Source organism: Acidimangrovimonas sediminis, assembly GCF_002871005.1.
GTDB lineage: Bacteria > Pseudomonadota > Alphaproteobacteria > Rhodobacterales > Rhodobacteraceae > Acidimangrovimonas > Acidimangrovimonas sediminis.
This window is the reverse complement of the sequence record NZ_PHSN01000014.1, coordinates 71,564-94,538: the sequence shown is the minus strand read 5'-3', so window position 1 is coordinate 94,538 and position 22,975 is coordinate 71,564. Positions and strand designations below refer to the sequence as shown.

Below are 22,975 nucleotides of genomic sequence, written 5' to 3'. Positions count from 1 at the left end.
CAGGGAGACTAAGGTTGAAACATCTGTTCACCGGCGCGGCGATCGCCGCCCTGATCGCCGCCGCGGCACCCGCCATGGCAAAGGAGCTGAAGCTGAGCGACGTGCGCCCGGCCGACGCCACCATCAACAAGGAACTGGCGGTCTTCGCCGACGACGTGAAGGCGGGCACGCATGGCGACGTGACCATCAAGCTGTTCCCTTCGTCCGAGCTGGGCAACTACACCACCGTGCAGCAGCGGGTCTCGCTCGGCGCGATCGACATGGCGGTGCAGCCCGCCAGCACCGACACCGACCGCAAGATGCAGATCAGCTCGTTCCCCTATCTGGCCGAGAACTGGAAGCAGGCGCGCGCGGTTTACGGGCCGGGCGGGGTGATCCGCGACACGATGGCCAAGCTTTTCCAGAAGCAGGACATCACGATGCTGGCCGCCTATCCCGTGTATTTCGGTGGCATCGCGCTGAACCGTGCGCCGATCTCGCCCGGGGATCCCTCGGTCAAGAAGGGCATCAAGGTGCGCGTTCCGGGGATCAAGAGCTTTCAGTTGCTGGGGCAGGCCCTGGGCTACATTCCCGCGCCGATCCCGTTCTCGGATGCCTACACGGCCGTGCAGACCGGCGTGGTCGATGGCGTGATCGGATCGGGCGCCGAGGGGTATTACGCCTCGTTCCGCGACGTGACCAAGACCTACATCCCGGCGAATACCCATTTCGAGGTCTGGTATCTGACCATCTCGAACGAGACGCTGAATGCGCTTTCGCCCGAGGATCGCAAGGCGCTTCAGACGGCGGCGACCACGTTCGAGACCAAGCGCTGGACGGTGGCCGAGGCCGATCAGGCCAAAAATGTCAAGAAGCTGGAGGGAGCGGGCGCCAAGGTCGTCGATCTGAGCGATGCCCAGCTCGAGGCGATGTCGAAGAAGGTGCGGGCCGAGGTCTGGCCGGTCATCCTGACCGACATCGGCAAGGACTGGGGCAGCAAGATCCTCGACAAGGCCAAGGCCCAGGAAAAAGCGCAGGACTGAGACAGATCTGCCGGGCGTCGCAGGGCGCGGCGCCCGGTCCGATCGGAAAGTGCGGAAGATGGACGCGGACTACGTTATCATAGGGGGCGGTGTCGTCGGCCTGTCGGTTGCCTACGGCCTGCTGAACCGCGGCAAGAGGGTGACCGTGGTCGATGGCGGCGACGGGGCGATCCGGGCCAGCCGCGGCAATTTCGGCCTGGTCTGGGTTCAGTCGAAGGGCATCGGCGCGCCGCATTATGCGCGGTGGTCACAGGCCTCGGCCGGGGCCTGGGGCGATTACGCCGACGAATTGCGCCGCGAGACCGGCAACGACCTGCAGCTTCAGCAGAACGGCGGCCTCGACTTTCACCTCAGCGAGGAAAGCCTGGCGGCGAAGGTCGCCAGGTACGACGCGCTGAAGGAGCAGCTTGGCGGCGATTATCCCTTCGAGGTTCTGGGCGCCAACGCCCTGCAGCGCGAAGAGCCCGAGGTCGGCCCAAGGGTGGCCGGCGCCATCCTTCATCATCAGGACGGGCACGTGAATCCGCTGCGCCTGCTGCGGACGCTGGCCCAGGCGGTGCGCCAGCGCGGGGCGACGGTGCTGACGGGCGAAAGCGTGACCGACGTGGGCGCGGGGCTGCGCGTGACGCTGGCCTCGGGGCGGGTTCTGACCTGTGACCGGGTGGTGCTGGCGGCGGGTCTGGGTGCGATGGATCTGGGTCCGAAGCTGGGCTTCAGGGCGCCGATCCGTCCGCAGCGGGGCCAGGTGCTGATCACCGAGAAACTTCCCAGACTGCTCAACCGCCCGTCGGGGATCGTCCGTCAGGTGGACGAGGGCGGGATACAGATCGGCGACAGCAAGGAAGAGGTGGGTCTTGACGATCGGGTGACGGTGATGACCACCGCGGCGCTTGCGCAGCGCGCCGTCGCCGTGGTTCCCGCGCTTGCGCAGGTGCAGCTTGTCCGAACCTGGGCCGCGCTGCGGATCATGTCGCCAGACGGCCTGCCCATCTACCAGAAATCGCAAACGTTGCCCGGTGTGGCGATGGTGACCTGCCATTCCGGTGTCACCCTTTCCGCCGCCCACGCCCGCTTCCTGCCCGACTGGCTGGAAGCGGCGCCCGCCGCCCCCGACCTGGAGAAGTTCAGTGAAGACCGATTTACCGTTTGAGCCTGTCGCCCGGCCGGAGGGCGTGCGGCATGTCACGATCAGTTTCGACGGCAGGGACTATGACCTGCCGGAGGGTGCGAACCTTGCGGCGGCGCTGTTGTCCCTTGGCGAACGCCGGTTTCGCGCCACCCCGGTGTCCGGGGCGCCGCGCGGGCCGTTTTGCATGATGGGCGCCTGTTTCGATTGCCTGGTCGATATCGACGGCGTGACCTGCCAGGCCTGCATGACGGAGATCCGCGAGGGAATGGTGATCCTTCCCGCAAGGGGACGGGGGCAGAGGCCATGACGCGCTGCGACCTTGCGATCATCGGGGCAGGGCCCGCGGGCCTTGCCGCCGCGGCCGAGGCGGCGGGTCTTGGTCTGTCGGTGGTGCTGCTGGACGAGCAGCCGCGCCCCGGCGGGCAGATCTACCGCGATGTCGACCGGGCCGGCCGCCTGCGCGGGCGGATCCTGGGCGCGGACTACCTGCATGGGGCCAGCCTGACCGGTGCGGTCCGGGCGCCGGGCGTCACGCATATCGAACAGGCCAAGGTGTGGAACCTGACGGTCGAGGGGGAGGTCACCTATACCCGGGGCGAGGAGACAGCGCAGATCAGCGCCAAGCGCCTGCTGCTGGCGACCGGCGCGCTGGAGCGGCCGATGCCGCTGCCCGGCTGGACGTTGCCTGGCGTGATGACGGCGGGGGCGGGGCAGATCCTGCTCAAGCAATCGGGCCTTGTGGCGCGGCGCGCCGTGCTGGTCGGCTCGGGCCCGCTTCTCTACCTCGTGGCGGTGCAGATGGTCCGTGCCGGGGCGCCGCCACTGGCGTTGGTGGAAACGCCCGGGGGGCTGGGGCGCGCGCTCGGGGCGCTGCCGCAGGCGCTGCGGGGCTGGCGAACCCTCATGAAGGGCACCGGCCTGCTGCGCGAGCTGCGTCGCGCGGGGGTGCGCCGGTATCGCCGGGCGCGCGACATCACGATCGAGGGCGAGGGGGCGGCAACCGGTCTGCGCTTTTCCGCGGGCGGGGCGCAGTTCATCGCCTGCGACACGGTTCTGCTGCATCACGGCGTCGTCCCGAACGTGCAGATCAGCCGGGCGCTGCGCCTCGATCACCGCTGGGAGGCCGGGCAGGCCTGTTTCGCCCCGGTTCTCGACGCCTGGGGCCGTTCCAGCGCCGAGGCGGTGTTCATCGCGGGCGACGGGGCAGGCATCGCGGGGGCGAAGGCGGCCGAATACGCGGGCAGGGTATCCGCGGCGGAGATCGCCCGCGATCTGGGTCGGATCACGCAAGACGAACGCGACCGGCGCAGCGCGGGCAGCCGCCGGGCGCTGGACGCCGAACGTGCGGTGCGCCCCTTCCTCGACCTCGCGTTTCCCCCCGCGGCAGAGGCGCTTGCCCCTGCCGACGATACGATCGTCTGCCGCTGCGAAGAGGTAACCGGCGGGGATGTGCGCAAGACGATCCGCCAGGGCTGTCTTGGGCCCAACCAGATGAAGGCCTTCAATCGCGCGGGCATGGGGCCCTGCCAGGGCCGCTACTGCGGCCTGACCGTGACCCAGATCCTTTCGCAGGCGACGGGTGCGGACCCCGAGGCGACGGGCTATTACCGGCTGCGTCCCCCGATCAAGCCGGTGACGTTGAGTGAAGTGGCGCAACTTTCGGAACACCAGAACCCGGGCGCCGACAGCAAGGAAAGCAGATCATGATCGAACGTATCGAAACCAACGCGCGGATGAGCCGGATCGTGCGGCACAACGGTGTCGTCTATCTGTGCGGCCAGGTCGGCGCGGGCGACGATGTCGCGGCGCAGACCAAGGATTGCCTCGGGCGCATCGACGCGCTTCTGGAAAAGGCGGGCTCGTCGCGCGACCGGATCCTGCAGGCGATCGTCTGGCTGGCCGACATGTCCGATTTCGACGCGATGAACGCGGTGTGGGACGCCTGGGTGCCCGAGGGCGAGGCGCCCGCACGCGCCTGCGGCGAGTCCAGGCTTGCCCGCCCCGAGCTGAAGGTCGAAATCATCATCACCGCGGCCTGCGAGGGTTAGGCCCGGTCCGGACCGGAAGACCGGGTCCGCATCACCGGACCATCGTACGCAGCCGATGGCTGCGTACGCCCCGCGCCGGATTCGACATGCCCGGCGCGGACCACGGCATCACGCCACCTTGTCTTGCCCGATCCCCGAGATCGCGGCGACGAGATTGTCCTCGGTCACCTCGTCGACGTCGAAGGTGCGCGTGATCCTGCCGTGGTACATGGCGACAATCCGGTCCGAGACATGCAGCACCTCGGGCATTTCGGACGAGATCACGATTACCGCATACCCTGATTTCGCGAGGTCGCGGATCAGCGCGTGGATCTCGGATTTCGACCCCACGTCGATGCCGCGGGTCGGCTCGTCCACGATCAGGATGCGTGGCCGCATCGCCAGCCACTTGCCGATCACGATCTTCTGCTGGTTGCCGCCCGAGAGGTTGCCCACCGCCTGCCGCCAGCTTGGCGTCTTGATCTTCAGAAGGTCGCGGTACTGGTCGAAGATCGCCACCTCCGCCCCGTCGGACACGAAGGGCCCCGAGGTCAGGTCGCCGACCTGCGGCAGGGTGATGTTGTCGCGGCAATTCATGCCAAGCACCAGCCCCTGCTCCTTGCGGCTTTCGGGCACCAGCGAGATGCCCCGTGCGATCGCATCGGCGGGCGAGGTGACGGAGACCGTCTCGTCGCCGATCCTTATGCTGCCTGCGGTTGGCTGGCGCAGCCCGAACAGGGTTTCGGCGATCTCGGTGCGTCCGGCGCCGACGAGGCCGTAGAAGCCCAGCACCTCGCCCTCGGATACCTCGAAGCTGACGTCCTCAAACAGCGAGCCGCAGGACAGCCCCTCGACGCGCAGCGCCACGGCACCAAGGTTCGCCGCCTCGCGTTCGTGGCGCGACAGGTCCAGCTTGCGGCCGATCATCAACTGGATCACCTCGTCTTCGTCGGTCTCGGCCGCGATCAGCGTGCCGCGATGGGCCCCGTCGCGCAGCACCGAGATGCGGTCGGCCAGCGTGAAGATCTCGTCCATCCGGTGCGAGATGTAGACGATCCCCACCCCGCGGGCCTTGAGGTCGTTGATGATGTCGAACAGCACCACCTTCTCGGCGTCGGTGAGCGATGCGGTGGGTTCGTCGAACACCACCGCCTTGGCGTCGACGGTCAGCGCGCGGGCGATCTCGACCATCTGGCGGTTGGCGATCGACAGGCTTCCCACCCGGTCCTTCGGCCCGAAGCCGCATTTCAGCCGGTCGAGGATGGCCTGCGCGTTGGCATAGAGCGTCTTCCAGTCGACCCGCCCGAAGGACCGGCGCGGCAGTTCGCCCAGATAGATGTTCTCGGCCACCGACATTTCCTCGGCGAGGCTGAGTTCCTGGTGGATCAGCACGACGCCGCGCGCCTTGGCCTCCAGCGGCGAGCGCATGGTGACGGGCCGTTCCTCGATGAAGATCCGGCCCTCGTCGGGCTGGTACATGCCCGCGAGCACCTTCATCAGCGTCGACTTGCCGGCGCCGTTCTCGCCCAGTAGGGCGTGCACCTCTCCGTGCCGGACCTCGAAGCTGACGTCGTCGAGGGCGCGGACGCCGGGGAAGGTCTTGACGATGCCCTCCAGCCGGAGCGCGGGGGCGGGTGTCTTGTCGGGCGCGGTCATAACCGGATTTCCTCCTTGCCCTTTCGGTTGAGCTGCTTGTCGAGCAGGAGCACCGCGATCAGGATCATCCCGAGGATGACCAGCACATAGAAGGCGGGCACCTGCATCAGGTTCATGCCGTTGCGCAGGATGCCGATCGCCAGAACGCCCCCCATGGTGCCAACGATGTCGCCCGAGCCGCCATTCAGCTTGGTGCCGCCCAGGACGACCGAGGTGATCACCCACAGCTCGTAATTGGTGCCGAGGTTGGGGGTCGCCGCGCCCATCTGGCTGGACAGCGTGACGCCGGCCAGCGCGGCGAAGAACCCCACGATCATGAAGTTGACCAGCATGTGCGGGCCGACCCGGATGCCCGCGTTGACCGCGGCCGACCGGTTGCCGCCCACCGCATAGCTGTTGCGCCCGTGGACCGTGCGCGCCAGCAGGAAATGCACCGCGACGGCGCAGATCAGGAAGATCACCGCCAGCGTCGGCAGCGGGCCGAGGTTCGACGACCCGAAATCGGAGAAGGAGAAGTTCATCGCGAAGAACGATTGTTCCTTGGTGTAGACGAAGACGAGGCCGCGCACCCCGAGCATCGCCCCCAGCGTGACGATGAAGGCATCGACCCCCGTCTTCCACACGATCAGCCCGTTCAGGGCGCCCAGGGCGACCCCCGCCGTCAGCGCCGCCGCGACGCCGGGCAGGATCGCCCAGTTGCCCCAGCTTGCGAACACGGCCCAGCCCTGGATGTCGATGCACAGGCTTGCCGCCAGCGCGACCACGGCGCCGACGCTCAGGTCGATGTTGCCGTTGATCATGACCAGCGTCATCCCCAGCGCGATCAACCCGATGGTCGAGGTCTGCACCAGGATGTTCTGGAAGTTCTGGATCGCGAAGAAATACGGGTTCGCGAAGCTGAAGAAGATGAAGATCAGCACGATGAACCCCCAGATCGGGTTGCGTGCCAGCCAGCCCAGCGGCGATGTCTTGAAGCGTTGTGCCATTTCCCCCTCCGTCACGCGATGGGCGACAGCAGCCGGCCGCGCTTGGCCGCGATGTCCAGCCAGACCGCGAGGATGATGACGACCCAGGTCACCAGCCACTGCACGTAGTATTGAAAGCCCAGAAGCAGCAGGCCGTTCTGGATGAAGCCCAGGATCAGCACGCCGATCACCGTCTTCCAGATCGTGCCCGACCCGCCCAGCAGCGAGGTGCCACCAAGGATCACCCCGGCCAGCACCTGAAGCTCGTAGCCCTGGCCCACGTTGTTTTGCGACCCCATCACCCGACTGCCCAGGATTACCGCCGCGATCGCCACGGTGAAGGCCGAGATCAGGTAGGTGGAAAACACCACCCGGCTGCGGCGGATGCCGGAAAACACCGCCGCCGTCGGGTTGCCGCCGGTGGCATAGATGCGCCGCCCGAACGGGGTGTAGGCCATCGCGACATGCAACACGATCGCGGCAAGGCCGAAGATCACGATCGGCGTCGGGATATCGGCGATGTAGCCGCGCCCGAAGAGGCTGAACCAGGTGCCGTCCGGGTTCGCGATGTCGACGTTCTTGCCGCCCGAGTAGATCAGCGTGAGACCCTGGATCGCCGACAGCATCCCCAGTGTCACGATCAGCGAGTTCAGCCGCGCGACGCCCACGAGAACCCCGTTCACCGCGCCGAGGCACAGCGTCGCCAGCACCGTGACCAGGATCGCGGGGCCGGGCCCGATCTTGTCATGCAGGTCGACCACCAGCACGGTGGAGAACGACAGCATCGACCCCACGCTGAGGTCGAGATTGCCGCCGATCACCACCACCGTGACCCCCAGCGCCATGACCCCGATGATCGCCGATGCGCGGATCACCGAGAAGATGTTGTCGGCGCTCAGGAACCTGTCCGACCCCAGCGCGAAGCCGATCAGGAACAGCGCGAAGGCGACAAGGATGCCCTGCCGCGCCAGCACACCCGTGACCGCCTTCAGTCGTTTTCCAGCCATGCCGCCTCCCTTTTCGCCGCGCCGCCCCGCCGGGTCTTCCGCCCCGGGCATGCGCGCGCTCTCCAGGCGTGTCTGCGCCATTTCGTTCTTGCCTCCCTTTGCTGCGCCCCTTGCGGTGCCTCCCGCACCGCCCGGGCCGCCGGTCGCCCGACCTGTGTCAGACCAGCGTCATGCCGCCGTCGATCATCACGATCTGACCGGTCATGTAATCGCTCGCCGCCGAGGCGAGGAACGTGGTCGTGCCCGTGATGTCCTCGGGCCGTGCCACGCGGCCGCGCAGGATCCCGGCGGAAAAATCCTCCATCGCCTGTCCCGGCCGCTCGGCCGCGCCGATCTCCAGCAGGTCGCGGTCGACCTCTTCCCACATCTCGGTCGCGACCACGCCGGGGGCGAAGCCTGTAACCGTGATATCGTGTCGCGCCAGGTCGCGCGCGCCCGATTGCGTCAGCGAGACCACGGCGAATTTCGACGCGCAATAGGGCGCCACGTTGTCGAAGCCCTGCCGCCCGGCGATCGAGGCGGTATTGACGATCTTGCCGCCGCCGCCCTGCGCGATCATCGGCCGCGCGGCCTCCTGCATTCCGATCAGCGTGCCCAGCCCGTTCACGTCCATGATGAAGCGCCAGTTTTCCTCGGTCACGTCGAGAAAGTTCATCGGGCGGTTCACGCCCGCGTTGTTGAACTTCACGTCGAGCCGGCCGAAGCGCTCCGCGACCGCGCCGATCATCGCCCGGACCTGATCGCGCCGGGTGACGTCGACCGCCGCCGACATCACCCGCCCGCCGCTGGCCTCGGCCCGGGCCGCGTTCTGTCTTGCGACGGCGGCCGCCCCTTCGCCGTTGATGTCGGCAAAACAGACGTCCGCCCCTTCGTCCAGCAACGCCTCGCCGATCGCCCGGCCAAGGCCCCGCGCAGCGCCGGTCACAAGACAGACCCGTCCCGAAACGCGTCCCATGATCACCTCGTCAAGCTTGGAATGGGCGGGGCGGGCCCGGCACGGGGCCCGCATCGCCGTGGGGTCGCGATCAGAAGACCGGCTTCTTGAACTTGTCCATGTTCGCCTGGGTGATCTCGGGCGTCTTGAAGTAGTTCATCTTGGGCACCTTCTTGCCCTCGATCACCTCGATCGCGGTCTTCAGCGCGTTCTCGGCGTCGTCCACCGGCGACTGGTAGACCGAACCGTAATACTCGCCCTTCTTCATCGCCTCGTAGCCGACGGCGAAGTTGGTGGCGCCGACGAACTTTATGTCCTTCGCGCGCCCTGCCGCCTTGGCGGCGTTCAGCGCGCCCACGCCCATGTTGTCGTCGGCCGCATAGACCCCGTCAATCTTGGGATACTTGACGAGGAAATCCTCCATCACGCGTTGCGACTTCTCGCGGTTCCAGTCGCCGGGCTGGGTGTCGAGGATCTTCACCCCGGGGCACTTGGCGGAGAGCTGGTCCTCGAAGCCCTTCTCGCGTTCGATCGCCGTGGTGTAGCCGGGCTTGCCCGAGATCTGCACGATCTGGCCCTTGTCGTTCAGGGCCTTGCACATCATGTCGGCGGCTTCCTTGCCCTGCTCGATGTTGTTCGGGCCCGAGAAGGCCGAGATGAACGGCATGCCCTGCTTGGCGATGTTGGAATTGGTGATGACCACCGGGATCCCGGCGTCATGCGCCTTCTTCACCGCGGGCACCACCGCCTTGCCGTTGGTGGGCCAGATGATGATCGCCTGCACCTTCTGCTGGATCAGGTCCTGGATCTGCGCGATCTGACGCGCCACGTCGCCCCCGGCGTCCAGCACCACGACGTCGACGTTCGGATTGGCCTTGGCCGCCGCGATGAACGCCTTCTCGTAGGTCGTCTGGTAGCTGTCGACACCCACGTTGTTCTGCGTGATCCCGATCTTCATCTGATCGGCCGACGCGCCGCCGGCAAGGGCGACGGCGGCCATCGCGGTGCTTCCCGCGATCAGCGCCTTGAGCCTGTTATCCATGATGTTCCTCCCGTTGCTTTTTTCCAGTTCCCGGCATTTTGCCCGTCGGCGTGGCGCCCTCCTCCAGGCGGCCGAATCCGCTGACGATGGCCAGATCATTCCCATACCTGCGCCGGGTTTCTTCCCCACAAGAAATCCGTTTCGGATATCTTTTTATCCATAATGGATTTTATTCCCGCAGCGGGACATCCTCAATCTGAACATCTTCCGGGAGACACACATGTCCAACTCGAACCGATCCCGAATCCGGGCCAGCCGCAATGCCGACGTGACCACCCCAGATGCAAAAAATGTCCAGATCGGACTCCCGGAAAGAACCCCGGGGCTGCATCAGCCGGATGACGGCTCCGGCGGCGCGCTCTCGGTGATCGCGTTCATGGACGCCTTTGCAACCGAGGTCGGGGAAACCCTCGATCTCTCAACTCCGAACCCGTATCTCGCCATGGCATCCCACCTTGTCCGCAACCACCTGGAAGGCAAGACCGTGACCCCGTCGTCGCTGGTCGCGGCGTCGGGCGTGCCCTATGCGACCGCGGTGCGCAGGCTTGCGGACATGACCGAGGCCGGGTTGATCGAGCAGCGTCCGCGCACCGCCTCGGGCAAGACCTTTTCGCTCCATGCCAGCGCAAAGCTGCTTGATAGCTGGAGCCACCTTTCGACGCGGATTCAGCGGCTCGCGCGGCAGCATCTCGTCGCGGCCCCCCTTGCCGAGCGCGACTATTACTTCGGCGGCTCCTACAGCGAGGGACGCAGCATCAAGCCGCCGGTCGTCCTGCCGGAGCCGCTGTCATTGCCCGGCGGCGTGCGGGTGCTGGTGCACGGCGATCCCACCTTCATGGTGATGGAGACGCTCAAGCGCCAGTTCGAGCATATCATCGGCACCGGCATCTCGCAGCGGGCATTCTCCATCGACCGGCTTCACGAGGAGGCGCTGCGCAACGGGCATCGCAAGGCCAGCCACTACGACATCATCGCCATCGACCTGCCATGGATCGGCGAGTTCGCCAAGAAGGGTCTGATCCTGCCGCTGGACGAGGTGATGGATATCGCCCGGCTCGACCCCGGCGATTTCCATACCGCGGGCTGGCGCGCGGCGCATTGGGCGGGGCGGCCCTATGGCGTGCCCAGCCAGACGACACCCGAATTGTTCTTCTACCGCAAGGATCTGTTCGCGGCCGAAGGGCTTGAGCCGCCGAAAACCACGGGCGCCGTGCTGGAGGCCGCCCGCCGCCTTCACGCGCCTGCCCACGGTCGCTACGGCATCGCCTGGAACGCGGCGCGGGGCACTGCGCTGGGGCACACCTTCATGATGACCTGCGCCGATTTCGGCCAGCCCGTGGTCGATCTCGACCCGATCGCCGGGGGGTTCGACGCGGACCACCTGGACCGCGACGATTTCGTGCCGCAGTTCGACACGCCGGCGGCCGAGGCCGCGGCGGAGTACCTGCTGGAACTGATGAACTACTCGCCGCCCGACATCCTGTCGATGTCGTGGTACGAACGTGTCCGCCCCTATGCCGCGGGGCGGGTGGCGATGGCCTATGGCTATACCCTTCTCGCGCCGTATTTCGAGCTCGACCCCGGGTCGCCCGCGCATGACACCACCGGCTATCTGCCGCACCCGGCCGGACCGGGCGGCGCGCCGGTCGCGCCGGTGGGCGGCTATGTCATGGCGATCCCCGCAAACCTTCCGCCAGAGCGGCGCGCCGCGGCGGCCGAGGCGCTGATCGCCTTCACCTCACCCGCGGCGCAGAAGCTCTACATCCAGAACGGCAGCCGCACGGCGCCCCGCTATTCGGTCGGCGCCGACCCCGAGGTGCAGCGGCTGTCGCCGATCTTCGAGGCCGTGGACGGCATGTCCTGGCGCGACGAGCTGCAATTCTGGCCTCGGCCCCCGGTGCCCCGGATCTGCGACCTGATCGAGATCTGCGGCCAGGAACTTCACGACATGCTGCGCGGGGTCACGACCCCGCGTGCCGCCCTCGCCCGAACGCAATCCCGGGCCGAGGACGCCTTGAGACACCGACCATCCTGAGGAGGAGACGATGGATCCCAACCGCCTGAAGGGCAAGAATATCCTGATCACCGGCGCGGCCCAGGGCATGGGCGCCTGCAACGCCGAGCATTTCGCCGAACAGGGCGCCAACGTCTGCCTCGGCGATGTCGACCTCGACCACGCGCAGGAGGTGGCGGACCGCATCAACGCCGCCGGCAACGGCCGCGCGGTCGCGGTTCGGATGGACGTGACCAGGCGCCGCGACAATGCGGAGGCGGTCGCGGCCACGGTCGATGCCTTCGGCACGATCAACGTGGGCGTGTTCAACGCTGGCCTCAACAAGCCCCGGTTCTTCATGGATATCGACGAGGACAACTGGGACCACATCATGCAGGTCAACACCAAGGGCATGTGGCTGGGCATGCAGGAGGTGGCCCGGCAGATGATCGCCCAGGGCCCGCAGGAACACGTCTACAAGCTGATCAACGTGGGCTCCGTCGCGTCGCGCAAGCCGCTGGTCGACGTGACCGTCTACTGCACCTCGAAATACGGCTGCCTCGCGCTGACCCATTGCGGTGCGGTCGCGCTGGCCGAACACAACATCACCGTGAACGGCTATGCCCCTGGCGTGGTCAAGACGCCGCTCTGGGCGCAGCTCGACAAGGACCTGGTGGATATCGGCTTCAAGGATCGCGAGGGGCAGGCCTTCGACGACATCGCCGAGATCCTCGCGCTGAAGAAGGTGTCCTATCCCGACGACGTCAAGGGAACGGCGGCGTTCCTGGCCAGCCACGACAGCGACTACATGACCGGCCAGATGATCCACATCGACGGCGGCTGGGTCATCCAGTGACCGGGCGCGGCCAAGAGCGCGCTGCCGCCTGAACCGACACGAAGCAACGAAACCAACCCGAACAAGCTGCACCCCGCGCGGGTGCAGGGAGGAGACGCATGACCACGACAGCCCTCAACCCCCGCATCCTTCAGCCCGGGGATATAGACCCCAACTGGCGCTGGGAAAAGCACATCCCCGCCTGGGGTCACACCTCGGTCGATTTCGAGCGCCGGGTCGATCACGACCGCCTGCGCCGCTACCGCCTGAGCCGCGCCAAGGACGCGCTGAAGAAGTCGGGCTGCGGGTCGCTCCTGCTCTTCGACGTCAACAACATTCGCTACATCTCGGGCACCAAGATCGGCGAGTGGGAACGCGACAAGATGTGCCGGTTCTGCCTGCTTGCGGGGGACGAGGAACCCTATGTCTGGGATTTCGGCTCGGCCGCTGTGCACCACCGCGAATATTGCGACTGGCTGGATCCCGAGCGGATGCTGGCGGGCGTCGTGGGGATGCGCGGAACGATCCCGCCGTCGTTCGGCCTGATGAAACGCTATGCCGAGGAAATCGCGGGACTGATCAGGAAGGCGGGCATGGCCGACATGCCGGTGGGCGTGGATTATGCCGAAACCGCGATGTTCTTCGCACTCAAGGAGGCGGGGCTGAACGTCGTGGATGGCCAGCAGGTGATGCTTTCGGCGCGCGAGATCAAGAACATCGACGAGATCCAGCTGCTCAACCAGGCCGCCAGCATGGTCGACGGCGTCTATCACATGATCCACGAAGAGCTGAAACCCGGCGTGCGCGAGAACGACATCGTCGCGATGTCGAACAAGCTGCTCTACGAGATGGGCTCGGACGACGTGGAGGCGATCAACGCGATCTCGGGCGAACGCTGCAACCCGCATCCGCACAATTTCACCGACCGGCTGTTCCGGCCCGGCGACCAGGCCTTCTTCGACATCCTGCAAAGCTATCAGGGCTATCGCACCTGCTACTACCGGACCTTCAACATCGGGCGCTCCACGCCGGCCCAGCGGGACGCCTACGTCAAGGCGCGCGAATGGCTGGATGCGGCGATCGGGGCGATCAAGCCGGGCGTAACCACCGACCAGGTGGCAAAGCTCTGGCCCAGGGCCGAAGAATACGGCTTTCCCGACGAGCTTTCGGCCTTCGGTCTGCAATTCGGCCACGGTCTGGGGCTGGCGCTGCACGAACGCCCGATCATCAGCCGCGCGGTCAGTCTCGACAACCCGATGGAGATCCAGACCGGCATGGTCTTCGCGCTGGAGACCTATTGCCCGGCGGCGGACGGATATTCCGCCGCTCGGATCGAGGAGGAGGTGGTGGTGACCGACAAGGGCTGCACCGTGATCAGTCTGTTCCCGGCCGAGGAGCTGCCGATCGCCGCGCGCTACTGACCTGCCCCGGGCGCGGCCCTTCGCGGAAGGGCCGCGCCTCCGGCGGGAGTATTTTTGCCAAGATGAAATCAGGGAGGGCGTGATGGCTGCCGCCAAGCGCAAGACCAATACCGAGGCCTACCTGCGGATGTATCGCCAGATGGTGCGGATCCGCAGCTTCGAGGACAATGCGAACCAGCTGTACCTTTCGGCCAGGATGCCGGGGCTGACCCACATGTATTCCGGCGAGGAGGCGGTGGCCGTCGGCATCTGCGAGGCGCTGACGGACGACGACAAGATCACCTCGACCCACCGCGGCCACGGCCATTGCGTCGCCAAGGGGGCGGAGTTCAGGCAGATGTTCTGCGAGCTCCTGGGCAAGGAAGAGGGCTATTGCCGGGGCAAGGGCGGCTCGATGCACATCGCCGACCAGAGCCACGGCAACCTTGGCGCCAACGCCATCGTCGGCGGCTCGATGGGCATCGCCACCGGCGCCGCGCTGTCGGCCAGGCTGCGCGGCACCGACGAGGTGACGGTGTGCTTCTTCGGTGACGGGGCGACGGCGCAGGGTCTTTGGTACGAGGTGATGAACATGGCGGCGCTGTGGAAGCTGCCGGTGATCTACGCCTGCGAGAACAACGGCTATTCCGAATACACCCGCACCGACGAGATCGCCGCCGGGTCGCTGATGAAACGGGCCGAGGCCTTCGGGATCGAGGCGCACCAGGTCGACGGGCAGGACGTGCTGGCCGTGAACGACCTTGCCGCCAAGCTGGTCGCCCGGGCGCGCAAGGGCGAGGGCCCGTTCTTCATCGAGCTGGAGACCTACCGCTATCACGGTCACCACGTCGGCGACATCAACCGCAACTATTACCGCAGCAAGGAGGAAGAGACGATCTGGAAGGAGAACCGCGACCCGATCGTCAATTTCGGCGTCTGGCTGGCGAAGGAGGGGATCGCCACCGAGGCCGACCTGCAGGAGATCCGCGACACGGTGAAGGCCGATGCCGAGGCCGCCGTCGCCTATGCGCTGGACGCGGCCTATCCGCCTGCCGCCGAGGTGGACATGCACGTCTATGCCCCCGACACCGCCGCCTGAGGAGAGAGAGATGCGTGAAATCACCCTGTCCAGGGCCGTGAACGAGGCCATCGCCGAGGAAATGCGCCGCGATCCCACCATCTTCCTGATGGGCGAGGACGTGGCCGAGGCCGGCACGCCGTTCAAGGTGCTCTCGGGTCTGGTCGAGGAATTCGGCACCGAGCGGATCATCGACACACCCATTTCCGAGCCGGGCTTCATGGGGCTTGCCGTGGGCGCCGCGATGACCGGTTCGCGCCCCATCGTCGACCTGATGTTCGGCGACTTCCTGTTCCTCGTCATGGATCAGCTCTGCAATCAGGCGGCCAAGATCCACTACATGTCCGGCGGCAAGCTGAACGTGCCGCTGGTCTTGCGCACCAACCTTGGCGCCACCCGCCGTTCGGCGGCGCAGCATTCGCAATCACTGCATGCGCTGGTTGCGCATATCCCGGGGCTCAAGGTCGCCTTGCCCTCTTCGGCCTACGAGGCGAAGGGTCTGATGAAGACCGCGATCCGCGACAACAACCCGGTCGTGATCTTCGAAGACAAGCTGATGTACAACGACAAGGCCCCGGTGCCGGAAGAGGAATACCTGATCCCCTTCGGCCAGGCCGCGGTGCTGCGCGAGGGGCGCGATCTGACGCTGGTCGCCACCTCGTCGATGGTGCAGGTGGCCCGGGCCGCGGCCGAGGTCCTGGCCCGCGATGGTATCAGTGCCGAGGTCATCGACCCGCGCACCATCGTCCCGCTGGACGAGGCGACGATCCTGGACAGCGTGCGCAAGACCAGCCGCGCCATCGTCATCGACGAGGGCCATCAGAGTTTTGGCGTCAGCGCCGAGATCGCGGCGCGGATCAGCGAAAAGGCCTTCTACCATCTCGACGCGCCGGTGCTGCGCTTCGGCGCGATGGACGTGCCGGTGCCGTTCTCGCCCGCGCTCGAGGATCTGACCGTGCCGACGCCCGACCGCGTGGCCGAGGCCGCGCGGCGGATCGTGCGGGGGGAGATGACCGATGCCGCATGAGGTGATCATGCCCGCCCTCGGCATGGCGCAGGAGACGGGCCAGATCGTCGCCTGGCTGAAGGCCGCGGGCGATGCGGTGAAGGCGGGCGAGCCGCTGATGGAGGTCGAGACCGACAAGGCGACGATGGAGGTGGAGGCCCAGTTTGACGGGTTCCTCGCCGACATCCGCGCCGAGGCCGGGGCGAACGTGCCCGTGGGAGAGGTGGTCGCGCTGATCGCGGACCGGCCCGGGGGCACGGGCGAGGGCGCATCCTCCCCTCCCGCCGCCCCGGCCGCTTCTGCCGGGGGCGGGGCCGCGCCGGACGATTTGCCGGAGGGCGAGGCGATCATCATGCCGGCGCTCGGCATGGCGCAGGATACCGGGATCCTTGTCGCCTGGCTGAAGGCCCCGGGAGAGGCGGTGGGCCGCGATGAGGTGCTGCTGGAGGTCGAGACCGACAAGAGCACGATGGAGGTGCCTGCGGGCGCCGATGGCTACATTGCGGCGCTGCTGGCCGAGGCGGGCGAAGAGGTGCCGGTGGGCGCGACCATCGCGGTGATCTCGACTTCGAAGCCGGAGAACCCGGTGCAGCGCAGCGCGGCAACAGGTGGCGCGCCTGTCGCGCCGTCGCCAATGCCCGAAACCGCCAAGCCGGTCGCGACCGGGACGCCCGCCGCCGCGGCCGAGAAAAAGGTCGCCCCGGCGGCTGTTCCGACGCAGGGGGGGCGTATCCTTGCCTCGCCGAAGGCGCGGCGGCTGGCGGCGGCCGAGGGGCTGGATCTTGCGCGGCTGCGTGATGCGGGCGTGCCGCAGCCTTTCCATGTGGCCGATCTCGACACCTTGCGCGCGCTTCCGTCTCCGGGGGCGGCGGCGAACCCGGCACAGGCGGCTGCCAGCCTGCACCTGACTGCCGAGGCACCGGCCACGGCCCTCGCCGAACTCGTCGCGTGGATCGCAGGCGAAGGGAATGCCCCGGTGGATGCCGCGGGTCTCCTCGCCGGGTTCGCCGCGGGGGCCCTGCGCCCCCATGCGGAGGGGTCGCTGATCGTCGCAGTGGAACGCCATGGCCAGCGGCGCAGCTATGCCGACCCGGATCGCGGCGGCCTCGGCTCGGCTCCGCAGCCGCAGGAGAAGGCTGCGCCCGCGCTGATCCTGCGCGACCTGCGCGGCAGTGGCCTGACCGGCCTGCGGCTGGGCGCCGAGGAGGCGCCGGTGCTGACGCTGACGGGTGACGACCGGATTTGCCTCACCCTCGAATGCGCGGCGGGGCAGCTGTCGCCCGCCGCCGCGCTCGACCTGATGACCGGGGTGGCCGCGCGGCTGAACGACCCGCTGCGCCACCTCCTCTGACACCGGAGTATCCCATGGACCAGACCGACCTTTACATCGACGGCGCCTTTCGCCCGGGGGCCGAGGGCGCGCGTTTCGACGTGATCAACCCGGCGACCGAGGAGGTGCTTGCCTCCGTCGCCTCGGCCGAGATCGCCGATGCCGATGCCGCGCTGAATGCCGCCGAAGCCGCCTTTGCAGACTGGGCCGGAAAGACCCCGCGCCAACGATCCGAGATCCTGCGCCGCGCGTGGGAGCTGATGACCGCCCGCCTCGACCATTTCGCGCGGCTGATCACGCTGGAGAACGGCAAGGCCCGCGCCGACGCGATGGGCGAGGCCACCTATGCCGCCGAGTTCTTCCGCTGGTTCGCGGAGGAGGCGGTGCGTGCCGACGGTCTGATCACCCGCGCGCCGGCCTCGGGCGCGCGGATCATGGTGCAGCACAAGCCCGCGGGGATCGCGGTGCTGGTGACACCCTGGAACTATCCGGCCGCCATGGGCACCCGCAAGATCGCCCCGGCGCTGGCCGCCGGCTGCCCGGTGATCATCAAGCCCGCCTCGGAAACGCCGCTGACCATGCTCGCGCTGATGCCGCTGTTGGAGGAGGCCGGTGTGCCGAAGGGCGTGGTGAACGTTCTGCCCTCGCGCCGGACGGGTGTACTGGTCGATCACCTGCTGCACGATCCGCGGGTGCGGGTGGTAAGCTTCACCGGCTCGACCGGCGTGGGCCGCAAGCTCTTGCACGCCGCCGCCGACCAGGTGCTGAAACCGGCGATGGAGCTGGGCGGCAACGCCCCGCTGATCGTCTTCGACGATGCGGACATCGACGCGGCGGTCGAAGGCGCCATGCTGGCCAAGATGCGCAACCTCGGCGAGGCCTGCACCGCCGCCAACCGCTTTTACGTCCACGAAAGCGTGGCCGAGGTCTTCACCGCGCGGTTCACCAAGAAGATGGCCGCGCTGAAGATGGGCGACGGGCTGGAAAACGGGATCGACGTCGGGCCGCTGGTGAATGCCGATACCCGCGACAAGGTACATGGCTTTGTTCAGGATACCGTCGCGAAGGGGGCGACATTGCACCTTGGCGGTGAGCTGCCCGGCGGCAAGGGCTTCTTCTACCCGCCCACGGTGCTGAGCGGCGTGCCCACCGATGCCGCCTGTGTCCGCGACGAGATCTTCGGCCCGGTCGCGGCGATCCAGACCTTCACCGACACGGATGAGGTGATCGCGCGCGCCAACGACACGGAATACGGCCTTGTCGCCTATGTCTTCACCCGCGACATGCGCCGCGGGCTACAGGTCTGCGAGCGGCTCGACTACGGCATGGTCGGCCTCAACCGCGGTCTCGTCAGCGACCCGGCGGCCCCCTTCGGCGGCACCAAGCAATCGGGCCTCGGGCGCGAGGGCGGCCACGAGGGCATGCATGAATTCATGGAAACCCAATACATCTCGGCCAGCTGGTAGGAGGCGATCATGAGCTATGTCGCAAGTCCCTCGGTCCGGTCCTACGCGGCCCAGAAGGGGGTGGACCTTGCCCGCCTCGCCCGCGAAAGCGGTCGCGAGACACTGGCGCGCGAGGATGTCGACCAGGCGGCGGCCGGCATGACCCCGGCGCCGGCTTCGGTTCAGGATTCGGCTTCGGGCGTTCGCACCAGCCATTACTGGGAGGTCGACCACGCCGCCCATGGCCCTGTCCGCGAAGAGGAATTGCCGCGTTTTGCCACGCTGGCGGCGGCGAACCTGTCTGCGGCCAACGCGGCGATCCCCCAGGTCACGCACCACGATTGCGCCGATATGCGCGCGATCGAGAGCTTCCGCGCCCGGCTGAAACCTGAAGCGCAGGTGCGCGGGACGAAGCTGACCGCGCTGGCCTTCCACGTGGCCGTGCTGGCGCGCTGCCTGCGGCAGTTCCCGCGCTTCAACAGCTCGCTTTCGGCGGATGGAAGGCAGCTGATCCTCAAGGAGTACGTCCATATCGGCATCGCAGTCGACACGCCGCACGGGCTGATGGTGCCGGTGATCCGCGACGCGGGCGACAAGGGGCTCTGGGCGCTGGCCGCCGAGATTGCCGATCTCGCCGCCCGTGCGCAGACCCGCAAGATCCGCCCGGAGGAGATGGGGGGCGCCTCGATGTCGATCTCGAACCTGGGCGGCATCGGCGGCAACGGGTTCACGCCGATCGTCAACCCGCCCGAGGTGGCGATCCTGGGCCTCACGCGGACCCGGACGCAGCCGGTTCACGAGGACGGATCATGGGTGCCGGTGCCGATGTGCCCGCTCGACCTGAGTTACGACCATCGGGTCGTGAACGGTGCCGATGCCGCGCGGTTTCTGTCGCGGTATGCAGCGCTGCTTGGGGAGCCCCGCCGGTTGCTCCTGTGCTAGGGGCATCTGTCGTGCTGTCCGGGCGGGCGATCCGCCCGAGGCGCGCCCGGAGGCTGACCCGGGGCGCGACCTTCCGGGGCGGGCGGGAGTTGCCGGTAGAAAGGTGTCCGGCGCATCGGTGTGTGTCGCCGAAAAGCATCATGTTCGGTGACGGCCGCCGCGTGGATCCGGCGACGCGCGACTTCGCCCCCGGTCCGGGCCCCAAGGTCGCATCAGAATGACGGGGCACGGGGTGAAACATGCATGCTCCCGCGCCATCCGCCGTCTGCGCGTCATTTCCCTCCGGCTGCGATTTCACGCCGCCCGGGTTGGTGCAGGCTATTGCGTGGCCGATATCCCGCTCGCCGATTTCAAGGGCTGGCACGACGCGGAAAACGACCGCCTGCGCGCCATTGAAACCGCCGATGGGAAAGGGGAGGTCAAGACATCATCCTGATTGCGCGGAGGTCATTTAAGCAACAGTAATTACACGAAAAATCATTCTGCCTCTGGCGGCCGCTCGGCGAATTCGGACTGCGATAAGCCACGATCCATGTCACCTTGGGGGACGTGCCGTGGATGGCGATCCATGCTTTGCAGGGCCTCGCGACCAAGTGGCAACGGCACCCCCGTTTCCGCCTGCTATCCTTCGGAAGACAGCGAAAACCCTTGCATAAGTGAAGGGGCGGCCCCATGTCCTGAAGGCAAACCTTCCTCATTCGGCCTTCTGTTTCCTTCTGGCACCAGTTGATCCTACGTCGACTGTGCGCCGGGCCGCCGCATCCTGCGGGCGGCATCCATCAAAAGGAAACATCACGATGGCCAAAGGCACCGTGAAATTCTTCAACTCCCAAAAAGGCTTCGGCTTCATCTCGCCCGAAGGCGCGTTGAAGGACGTCTTCGTCCATATTTCCGCGGTCGAGCGCGCCGGGCTGCGCGGCCTCGATGATGGCCAGGAAGTCACCTTCGACGTCGAGACCGGCCGCGATGGCCGTGAATCCGCGACGAACGTCGCGCTGGCCTGAGGCCGGCACCCACGGCGCCGTGGCGCCGTTACCCCGCAGCGCCCCCCCCCCCGCGGGTGCGCTGCACCATGTTACCCAAGATAGGATATGACTTGATAGAAATTCACTGGGGCGCCCCGATGGCCCTCTCGACACAAGACGAGGCCACGCGGATCTCCACCATCGAACAGGCCCAGTACTGGCTGAAGCAGAAGTGGCCCGTCGCCGACCGCGCGAGAGACGTCGCGCTTTCCAAGGTCGCGGCGGCTATGGATTGCCTCGTTCCCGTCTCGGTTGCACGGCAAGCGTTCCTCTCGGCCGCGACGACGGCCGGTTTCAGGGCGAGCGTACCCGGAGCTCCGGCCGGGGCCCGCGCCTGAATGGCGAAAAGCACCAGGGAAACGCTGCGCGATCACCCCACGACCGGACCGAGCGCACAGATCGACAAGACGACCCGGCAATTCTGGGAAATCCTCGATGCCGAGACCGAGGCGCGGGACACGAAGAACGCCCGCCTGCGTCAGGCCCGCCTGGAACGCGAGGCGACAACGACGCCTGAGCCGGAAAAGAAGACCCGCAAGAAGCGCGGGTCCTGACGGATCGGGCATTTCGCCAGGCGGGGTCAGCCGTCCCGCGCGCGTGCCCGTTGCCGGCGGCGAAGCTCGTCCCAAACCTCCGAAAGCGAGATTTCGCCATGTCTGTGGCGTGCCTGGAGTTCCAGGAAGCTGGCGTTGATCCAGCCTGCTGTGTGTCCAGGCGACCAATTGGCCACGCGCCATGACACGCGGCGCTGCTCTTGCTCGCTCTGGGGCAACATGTGTGCCCGCCTCTCTGTCTGATTGCGGTCACACATGCGATAGTCGTACTGCTCCGCATCGAACATGTCGGTTCATTTCGGAAGGGCAAACCGCCCGACTTTGCCGGAGCGCCATGGGAGGGTTGGCTGCCCTTTCGACGGCTTGGGTGTGAATTTGGTCCGCATTATGGACCTTTCATTTTCCTGCCTTTCCTGCCGTATTTTCATATTTATCGTTTGACAGAGGGTTTCCCGGTTCCTTAACTCGTCGGCAGGAGGAACCTGCGCAGATACCATTCCACATTGTGGACTGCGCGCTGGCGGACGGGAAAGGCCGGCCGCCCTTGTGTCTTTGGGAGGAGCACATGACCAATCAGACCCGCAGGGCTTTCGTCACCACCGCGCTGTCCGGCGCCGCCGTTCTGGCGATGCCGGGGATTCGCCGGGCCGAGGCCGCGACCTTCAACTACAAGTTCGCCAACAACCTGTCGCTGACCCACCCGCTCAACATCCGCGCCAAGGAGGCGGCGGAGGCGATCGCCAAGGAAACCAATGGCGACATGAAGATCCAGATCTTCCCCAGCAGCCAGCTGGGCGGAGATACCGAGACGCTGAGCCAGCTGCGCGCGGGGGCGGTGGAATTCTTCACGCTGTCGGGCCTGATCCTGTCGACGCTGGTGCCGGTGGCCGCGATCAACGGCGTGGGCTTTGCCTTCCCCGATTACGGCACCGTGTGGAAGACGATGGACGGCGACCTTGGCGCCTATGTCCGCGGCGAGATCTCGAAATACGGGATCCATCCGATGGAGAAGATTTGGGACAACGGCTTCCGCGAGACGACGTCGCGCGCAAAGCCGATCACCTCGCCCAAGGATCTTGAGGGCTTCAAGATCCGCGTGCCGGTCAGCCCGCTCTGGACCTCGATGTACGAGGCCTTCGGCGCCGCGCCCACCTCGATCAACTTCTCCGAGGTCTACACCTCGCTCCAGACCGGCGTGGTCGAAGGGCAGGAGAACCCGCTGGCGATCATCCAGACCGCCAAGCTTTACGAGGTGCAGAAGTACTGCTCCATGACCAACCACATGTGGGATGGTTTCTGGTTCCTCGCCAACCAGAAGAAATGGGACGCGCTGCCCAAGGACATCCAGTCGGTGGTGTCGAAGCACATCAACGCCGCCGGGCTGAAGGAGCGCGACGACGTGGCCAAGCTGAACGGCTCGCTCGCCGACAAGCTCAAGACCGAGGGGATGACGCTGAACTCGCCCGACGCGGGCCCGTTCCGCGACAAGCTGCGCTCGGCTGGCTTCTACGACGAGTGGAAGAAGAAGTTCGGCGAGAAACCCTGGGGGCTGCTGGAGCAGGCCGTCGGCAAGCTGTCCTGAGCC

At 66.9% G+C, this 22,975-nt stretch carries 23 protein-coding genes; 18 read left to right on the top strand and 5 right to left on the bottom strand.

Features of this window, described 5'->3' with window-relative positions:
• Nucleotides 1-14 precede the first annotated feature (14 nt).
• From dctP to CVV76_RS14035, 5 genes are read left to right on the top strand one after another with little or no spacing between them, the layout of a single operon-like run.
• A complete protein-coding gene (gene dctP, locus CVV76_RS14055) occupies nucleotides 15-1,022 on the top strand; it encodes a TRAP transporter substrate-binding protein DctP (protein ID WP_233192917.1) in 1,008 nt (335 codons plus the stop codon).
• Between the two features lie 58 nt (nucleotides 1,023-1,080).
• Nucleotides 1,081-2,172 carry an NAD(P)/FAD-dependent oxidoreductase gene (locus CVV76_RS14050; RefSeq protein WP_102225300.1) on the top strand — a complete coding sequence of 364 codons (1,092 nt, stop codon included), beginning with the start codon at nucleotides 1,081-1,083 and terminating at the stop codon, nucleotides 2,170-2,172.
• Complete coding sequence (locus CVV76_RS14045; RefSeq protein WP_102225299.1) at nucleotides 2,150-2,458, top strand: (2Fe-2S)-binding protein; 309 nt, start codon at nucleotides 2,150-2,152, stop codon at nucleotides 2,456-2,458. Before CVV76_RS14050 ends, CVV76_RS14045 begins: the two co-directional genes overlap by 23 nt.
• Nucleotides 2,455-3,858 (top strand): FAD/NAD(P)-dependent oxidoreductase, encoded by a 1,404-nt coding sequence (locus CVV76_RS14040; RefSeq protein WP_102225298.1) that lies wholly within the window; start codon nucleotides 2,455-2,457, stop codon nucleotides 3,856-3,858. The genes CVV76_RS14045 and CVV76_RS14040 overlap by 4 nt, the downstream gene beginning before the upstream one ends.
• Entirely contained in the window at nucleotides 3,855-4,199 is a 345-nt protein-coding gene (locus CVV76_RS14035) for a RidA family protein (RefSeq protein WP_102225297.1), read from the top strand. Before CVV76_RS14040 ends, CVV76_RS14035 begins: the two co-directional genes overlap by 4 nt.
• A 108-nt stretch (nucleotides 4,200-4,307) precedes the next feature.
• On the opposite strand, the gene CVV76_RS14030 is transcribed toward CVV76_RS14035, so the two are convergent.
• The 5 genes from CVV76_RS14030 to CVV76_RS14010 all read right to left on the bottom strand — a co-directional run bounded on the left by CVV76_RS14030 (nucleotide 4,308) and on the right by CVV76_RS14010 (nucleotide 9,782).
• Complete coding sequence (locus tag CVV76_RS14030) at nucleotides 4,308-5,834, bottom strand: sugar ABC transporter ATP-binding protein (RefSeq protein ID WP_102225296.1); 1,527 nt, start codon at nucleotides 5,832-5,834, stop codon at nucleotides 4,308-4,310.
• Nucleotides 5,831-6,820: an ABC transporter permease gene (locus CVV76_RS14025; RefSeq protein WP_102225295.1), complete on the bottom strand. Its 990-nt coding sequence runs from the start codon at nucleotides 6,818-6,820 to the stop codon at nucleotides 5,831-5,833. Before CVV76_RS14025 ends, CVV76_RS14030 begins: the two co-directional genes overlap by 4 nt.
• Nucleotides 6,821-6,831: 11 nt before the next feature.
• The gene (locus CVV76_RS14020) at nucleotides 6,832-7,806 is read right to left on the bottom strand and encodes an ABC transporter permease (protein ID WP_199178607.1); all 975 of its coding nucleotides are present in this window, start codon (nucleotides 7,804-7,806) and stop codon (nucleotides 6,832-6,834) included.
• Nucleotides 7,807-7,963: 157 nt separating this feature from the next.
• Entirely contained in the window at nucleotides 7,964-8,761 is a 798-nt protein-coding gene (locus CVV76_RS14015; protein WP_102225424.1) for an SDR family oxidoreductase, read from the bottom strand.
• Between the two features lie 70 nt (nucleotides 8,762-8,831).
• Complete coding sequence (locus CVV76_RS14010; protein WP_102225294.1) at nucleotides 8,832-9,782, bottom strand: sugar ABC transporter substrate-binding protein; 951 nt, start codon at nucleotides 9,780-9,782, stop codon at nucleotides 8,832-8,834.
• 220 nt (nucleotides 9,783-10,002) lie between these two features.
• Between CVV76_RS14010 and CVV76_RS14005 the strand changes: the two genes are divergently transcribed.
• The 13 genes from CVV76_RS14005 (at nucleotide 10,003) to CVV76_RS13945 (ending at nucleotide 22,972) form a co-directional block, all read left to right on the top strand.
• Entirely contained in the window at nucleotides 10,003-11,817 is a 1,815-nt protein-coding gene (locus CVV76_RS14005; protein ID WP_102225293.1) for an ABC transporter substrate-binding protein, read from the top strand.
• A 10-nt stretch (nucleotides 11,818-11,827) separates the two neighbouring features.
• Nucleotides 11,828-12,631 (top strand): SDR family NAD(P)-dependent oxidoreductase, encoded by an 804-nt coding sequence (locus CVV76_RS14000; protein ID WP_102225292.1) that lies wholly within the window; start codon nucleotides 11,828-11,830, stop codon nucleotides 12,629-12,631.
• A 98-nt stretch (nucleotides 12,632-12,729) separates the two neighbouring features.
• The gene (locus CVV76_RS13995) at nucleotides 12,730-14,031 is read left to right on the top strand and encodes a M24 family metallopeptidase (RefSeq protein ID WP_102225291.1); all 1,302 of its coding nucleotides are present in this window, start codon (nucleotides 12,730-12,732) and stop codon (nucleotides 14,029-14,031) included.
• Nucleotides 14,032-14,113: 82 nt separating this feature from the next.
• The gene (locus CVV76_RS13990; RefSeq protein ID WP_102225290.1) at nucleotides 14,114-15,109 is read left to right on the top strand and encodes a thiamine pyrophosphate-dependent dehydrogenase E1 component subunit alpha; all 996 of its coding nucleotides are present in this window, start codon (nucleotides 14,114-14,116) and stop codon (nucleotides 15,107-15,109) included.
• Between the two features lie 10 nt (nucleotides 15,110-15,119).
• Nucleotides 15,120-16,115 carry an alpha-ketoacid dehydrogenase subunit beta gene (locus CVV76_RS13985; protein WP_102225289.1) on the top strand — a complete coding sequence of 332 codons (996 nt, stop codon included), beginning with the start codon at nucleotides 15,120-15,122 and terminating at the stop codon, nucleotides 16,113-16,115.
• Nucleotides 16,105-17,445 (top strand): biotin/lipoyl-containing protein, encoded by a 1,341-nt coding sequence (locus CVV76_RS13980; RefSeq protein ID WP_102225288.1) that lies wholly within the window; start codon nucleotides 16,105-16,107, stop codon nucleotides 17,443-17,445. Before CVV76_RS13985 ends, CVV76_RS13980 begins: the two co-directional genes overlap by 11 nt.
• A 14-nt stretch (nucleotides 17,446-17,459) precedes the next feature.
• Nucleotides 17,460-18,890, top strand: a complete 1,431-nt coding sequence (locus CVV76_RS13975; RefSeq protein ID WP_102225287.1) for an NAD-dependent succinate-semialdehyde dehydrogenase — start codon at nucleotides 17,460-17,462, stop codon at nucleotides 18,888-18,890.
• Between the two features lie 9 nt (nucleotides 18,891-18,899).
• Complete coding sequence (locus CVV76_RS13970; protein WP_102225286.1) at nucleotides 18,900-19,811, top strand: 2-oxo acid dehydrogenase subunit E2; 912 nt, start codon at nucleotides 18,900-18,902, stop codon at nucleotides 19,809-19,811.
• A gap of 217 nt (nucleotides 19,812-20,028) precedes the next feature.
• Nucleotides 20,029-20,247 carry a hypothetical protein gene (locus CVV76_RS24690; RefSeq protein ID WP_146010294.1) on the top strand — a complete coding sequence of 73 codons (219 nt, stop codon included), beginning with the start codon at nucleotides 20,029-20,031 and terminating at the stop codon, nucleotides 20,245-20,247.
• Between the two features lie 361 nt (nucleotides 20,248-20,608).
• Nucleotides 20,609-20,815, top strand: coding sequence for a cold-shock protein (locus CVV76_RS13965; protein ID WP_102225285.1), 207 nt, complete (start codon nucleotides 20,609-20,611; stop codon nucleotides 20,813-20,815).
• 92 nt (nucleotides 20,816-20,907) lie between these two features.
• Nucleotides 20,908-21,174, top strand: a complete 267-nt coding sequence (locus CVV76_RS13960; RefSeq protein ID WP_233192914.1) for a DUF982 domain-containing protein — start codon at nucleotides 20,908-20,910, stop codon at nucleotides 21,172-21,174.
• Entirely contained in the window at nucleotides 21,175-21,390 is a 216-nt protein-coding gene (locus tag CVV76_RS13955; RefSeq protein WP_102225283.1) for a hypothetical protein, read from the top strand. It begins immediately after the preceding gene.
• 565 nt (nucleotides 21,391-21,955) lie between these two features.
• Nucleotides 21,956-22,972: a TRAP transporter substrate-binding protein gene (locus tag CVV76_RS13945; RefSeq protein ID WP_102225281.1), complete on the top strand. Its 1,017-nt coding sequence runs from the start codon at nucleotides 21,956-21,958 to the stop codon at nucleotides 22,970-22,972.
• The last annotated feature ends 3 nt before the right edge of the window (nucleotides 22,973-22,975 follow it).

What these genes read in the sequence shown, in the direction of transcription:
- CVV76_RS14040 (WP_102225298.1), top strand. Translation starts at nt 2,455, where the DNA reads ATGACGCGCTGCGACCTTGCGATCATCGGGGCAGGGCCCGCGGGCCTT.
- CVV76_RS13985 (WP_102225289.1), top strand. Translation starts at nt 15,120, where the DNA reads ATGCGTGAAATCACCCTGTCCAGGGCCGTGAACGAGGCCATCGCCGAG.
- CVV76_RS13980 (WP_102225288.1), top strand. Translation starts at nt 16,105, where the DNA reads ATGCCGCATGAGGTGATCATGCCCGCCCTCGGCATGGCGCAGGAGACG.
- CVV76_RS13965 (WP_102225285.1), top strand. Translation starts at nt 20,609, where the DNA reads ATGGCCAAAGGCACCGTGAAATTCTTCAACTCCCAAAAAGGCTTCGGC.
- CVV76_RS14000 (WP_102225292.1), top strand. Translation starts at nt 11,828, where the DNA reads ATGGATCCCAACCGCCTGAAGGGCAAGAATATCCTGATCACCGGCGCG.
- CVV76_RS14050 (WP_102225300.1), top strand. Translation starts at nt 1,081, where the DNA reads ATGGACGCGGACTACGTTATCATAGGGGGCGGTGTCGTCGGCCTGTCG.
- CVV76_RS13975 (WP_102225287.1), top strand. Translation starts at nt 17,460, where the DNA reads ATGGACCAGACCGACCTTTACATCGACGGCGCCTTTCGCCCGGGGGCC.
- CVV76_RS13990 (WP_102225290.1), top strand. Translation starts at nt 14,114, where the DNA reads ATGGCTGCCGCCAAGCGCAAGACCAATACCGAGGCCTACCTGCGGATG.
- CVV76_RS13945 (WP_102225281.1), top strand. Translation starts at nt 21,956, where the DNA reads ATGACCAATCAGACCCGCAGGGCTTTCGTCACCACCGCGCTGTCCGGC.
- CVV76_RS13955 (WP_102225283.1), top strand. Translation starts at nt 21,175, where the DNA reads ATGGCGAAAAGCACCAGGGAAACGCTGCGCGATCACCCCACGACCGGA.
- CVV76_RS24690 (WP_146010294.1), top strand. Translation starts at nt 20,029, where the DNA reads ATGACGGGGCACGGGGTGAAACATGCATGCTCCCGCGCCATCCGCCGT.
- CVV76_RS14005 (WP_102225293.1), top strand. Translation starts at nt 10,003, where the DNA reads ATGTCCAACTCGAACCGATCCCGAATCCGGGCCAGCCGCAATGCCGAC.
- CVV76_RS14035 (WP_102225297.1), top strand. Translation starts at nt 3,855, where the DNA reads ATGATCGAACGTATCGAAACCAACGCGCGGATGAGCCGGATCGTGCGG.
- CVV76_RS14030 (WP_102225296.1), bottom strand. Translation starts at nt 5,834, where the DNA reads ATGACCGCGCCCGACAAGACACCCGCCCCCGCGCTCCGGCTGGAGGGC.
- CVV76_RS14020 (WP_199178607.1), bottom strand. Translation starts at nt 7,806, where the DNA reads ATGGCTGGAAAACGACTGAAGGCGGTCACGGGTGTGCTGGCGCGGCAG.
- CVV76_RS13970 (WP_102225286.1), top strand. Translation starts at nt 18,900, where the DNA reads ATGAGCTATGTCGCAAGTCCCTCGGTCCGGTCCTACGCGGCCCAGAAG.
- CVV76_RS14025 (WP_102225295.1), bottom strand. Translation starts at nt 6,820, where the DNA reads ATGGCACAACGCTTCAAGACATCGCCGCTGGGCTGGCTGGCACGCAAC.
- CVV76_RS14010 (WP_102225294.1), bottom strand. Translation starts at nt 9,782, where the DNA reads ATGGATAACAGGCTCAAGGCGCTGATCGCGGGAAGCACCGCGATGGCC.
- CVV76_RS13995 (WP_102225291.1), top strand. Translation starts at nt 12,730, where the DNA reads ATGACCACGACAGCCCTCAACCCCCGCATCCTTCAGCCCGGGGATATA.
- CVV76_RS14015 (WP_102225424.1), bottom strand. Translation starts at nt 8,761, where the DNA reads ATGGGACGCGTTTCGGGACGGGTCTGTCTTGTGACCGGCGCTGCGCGG.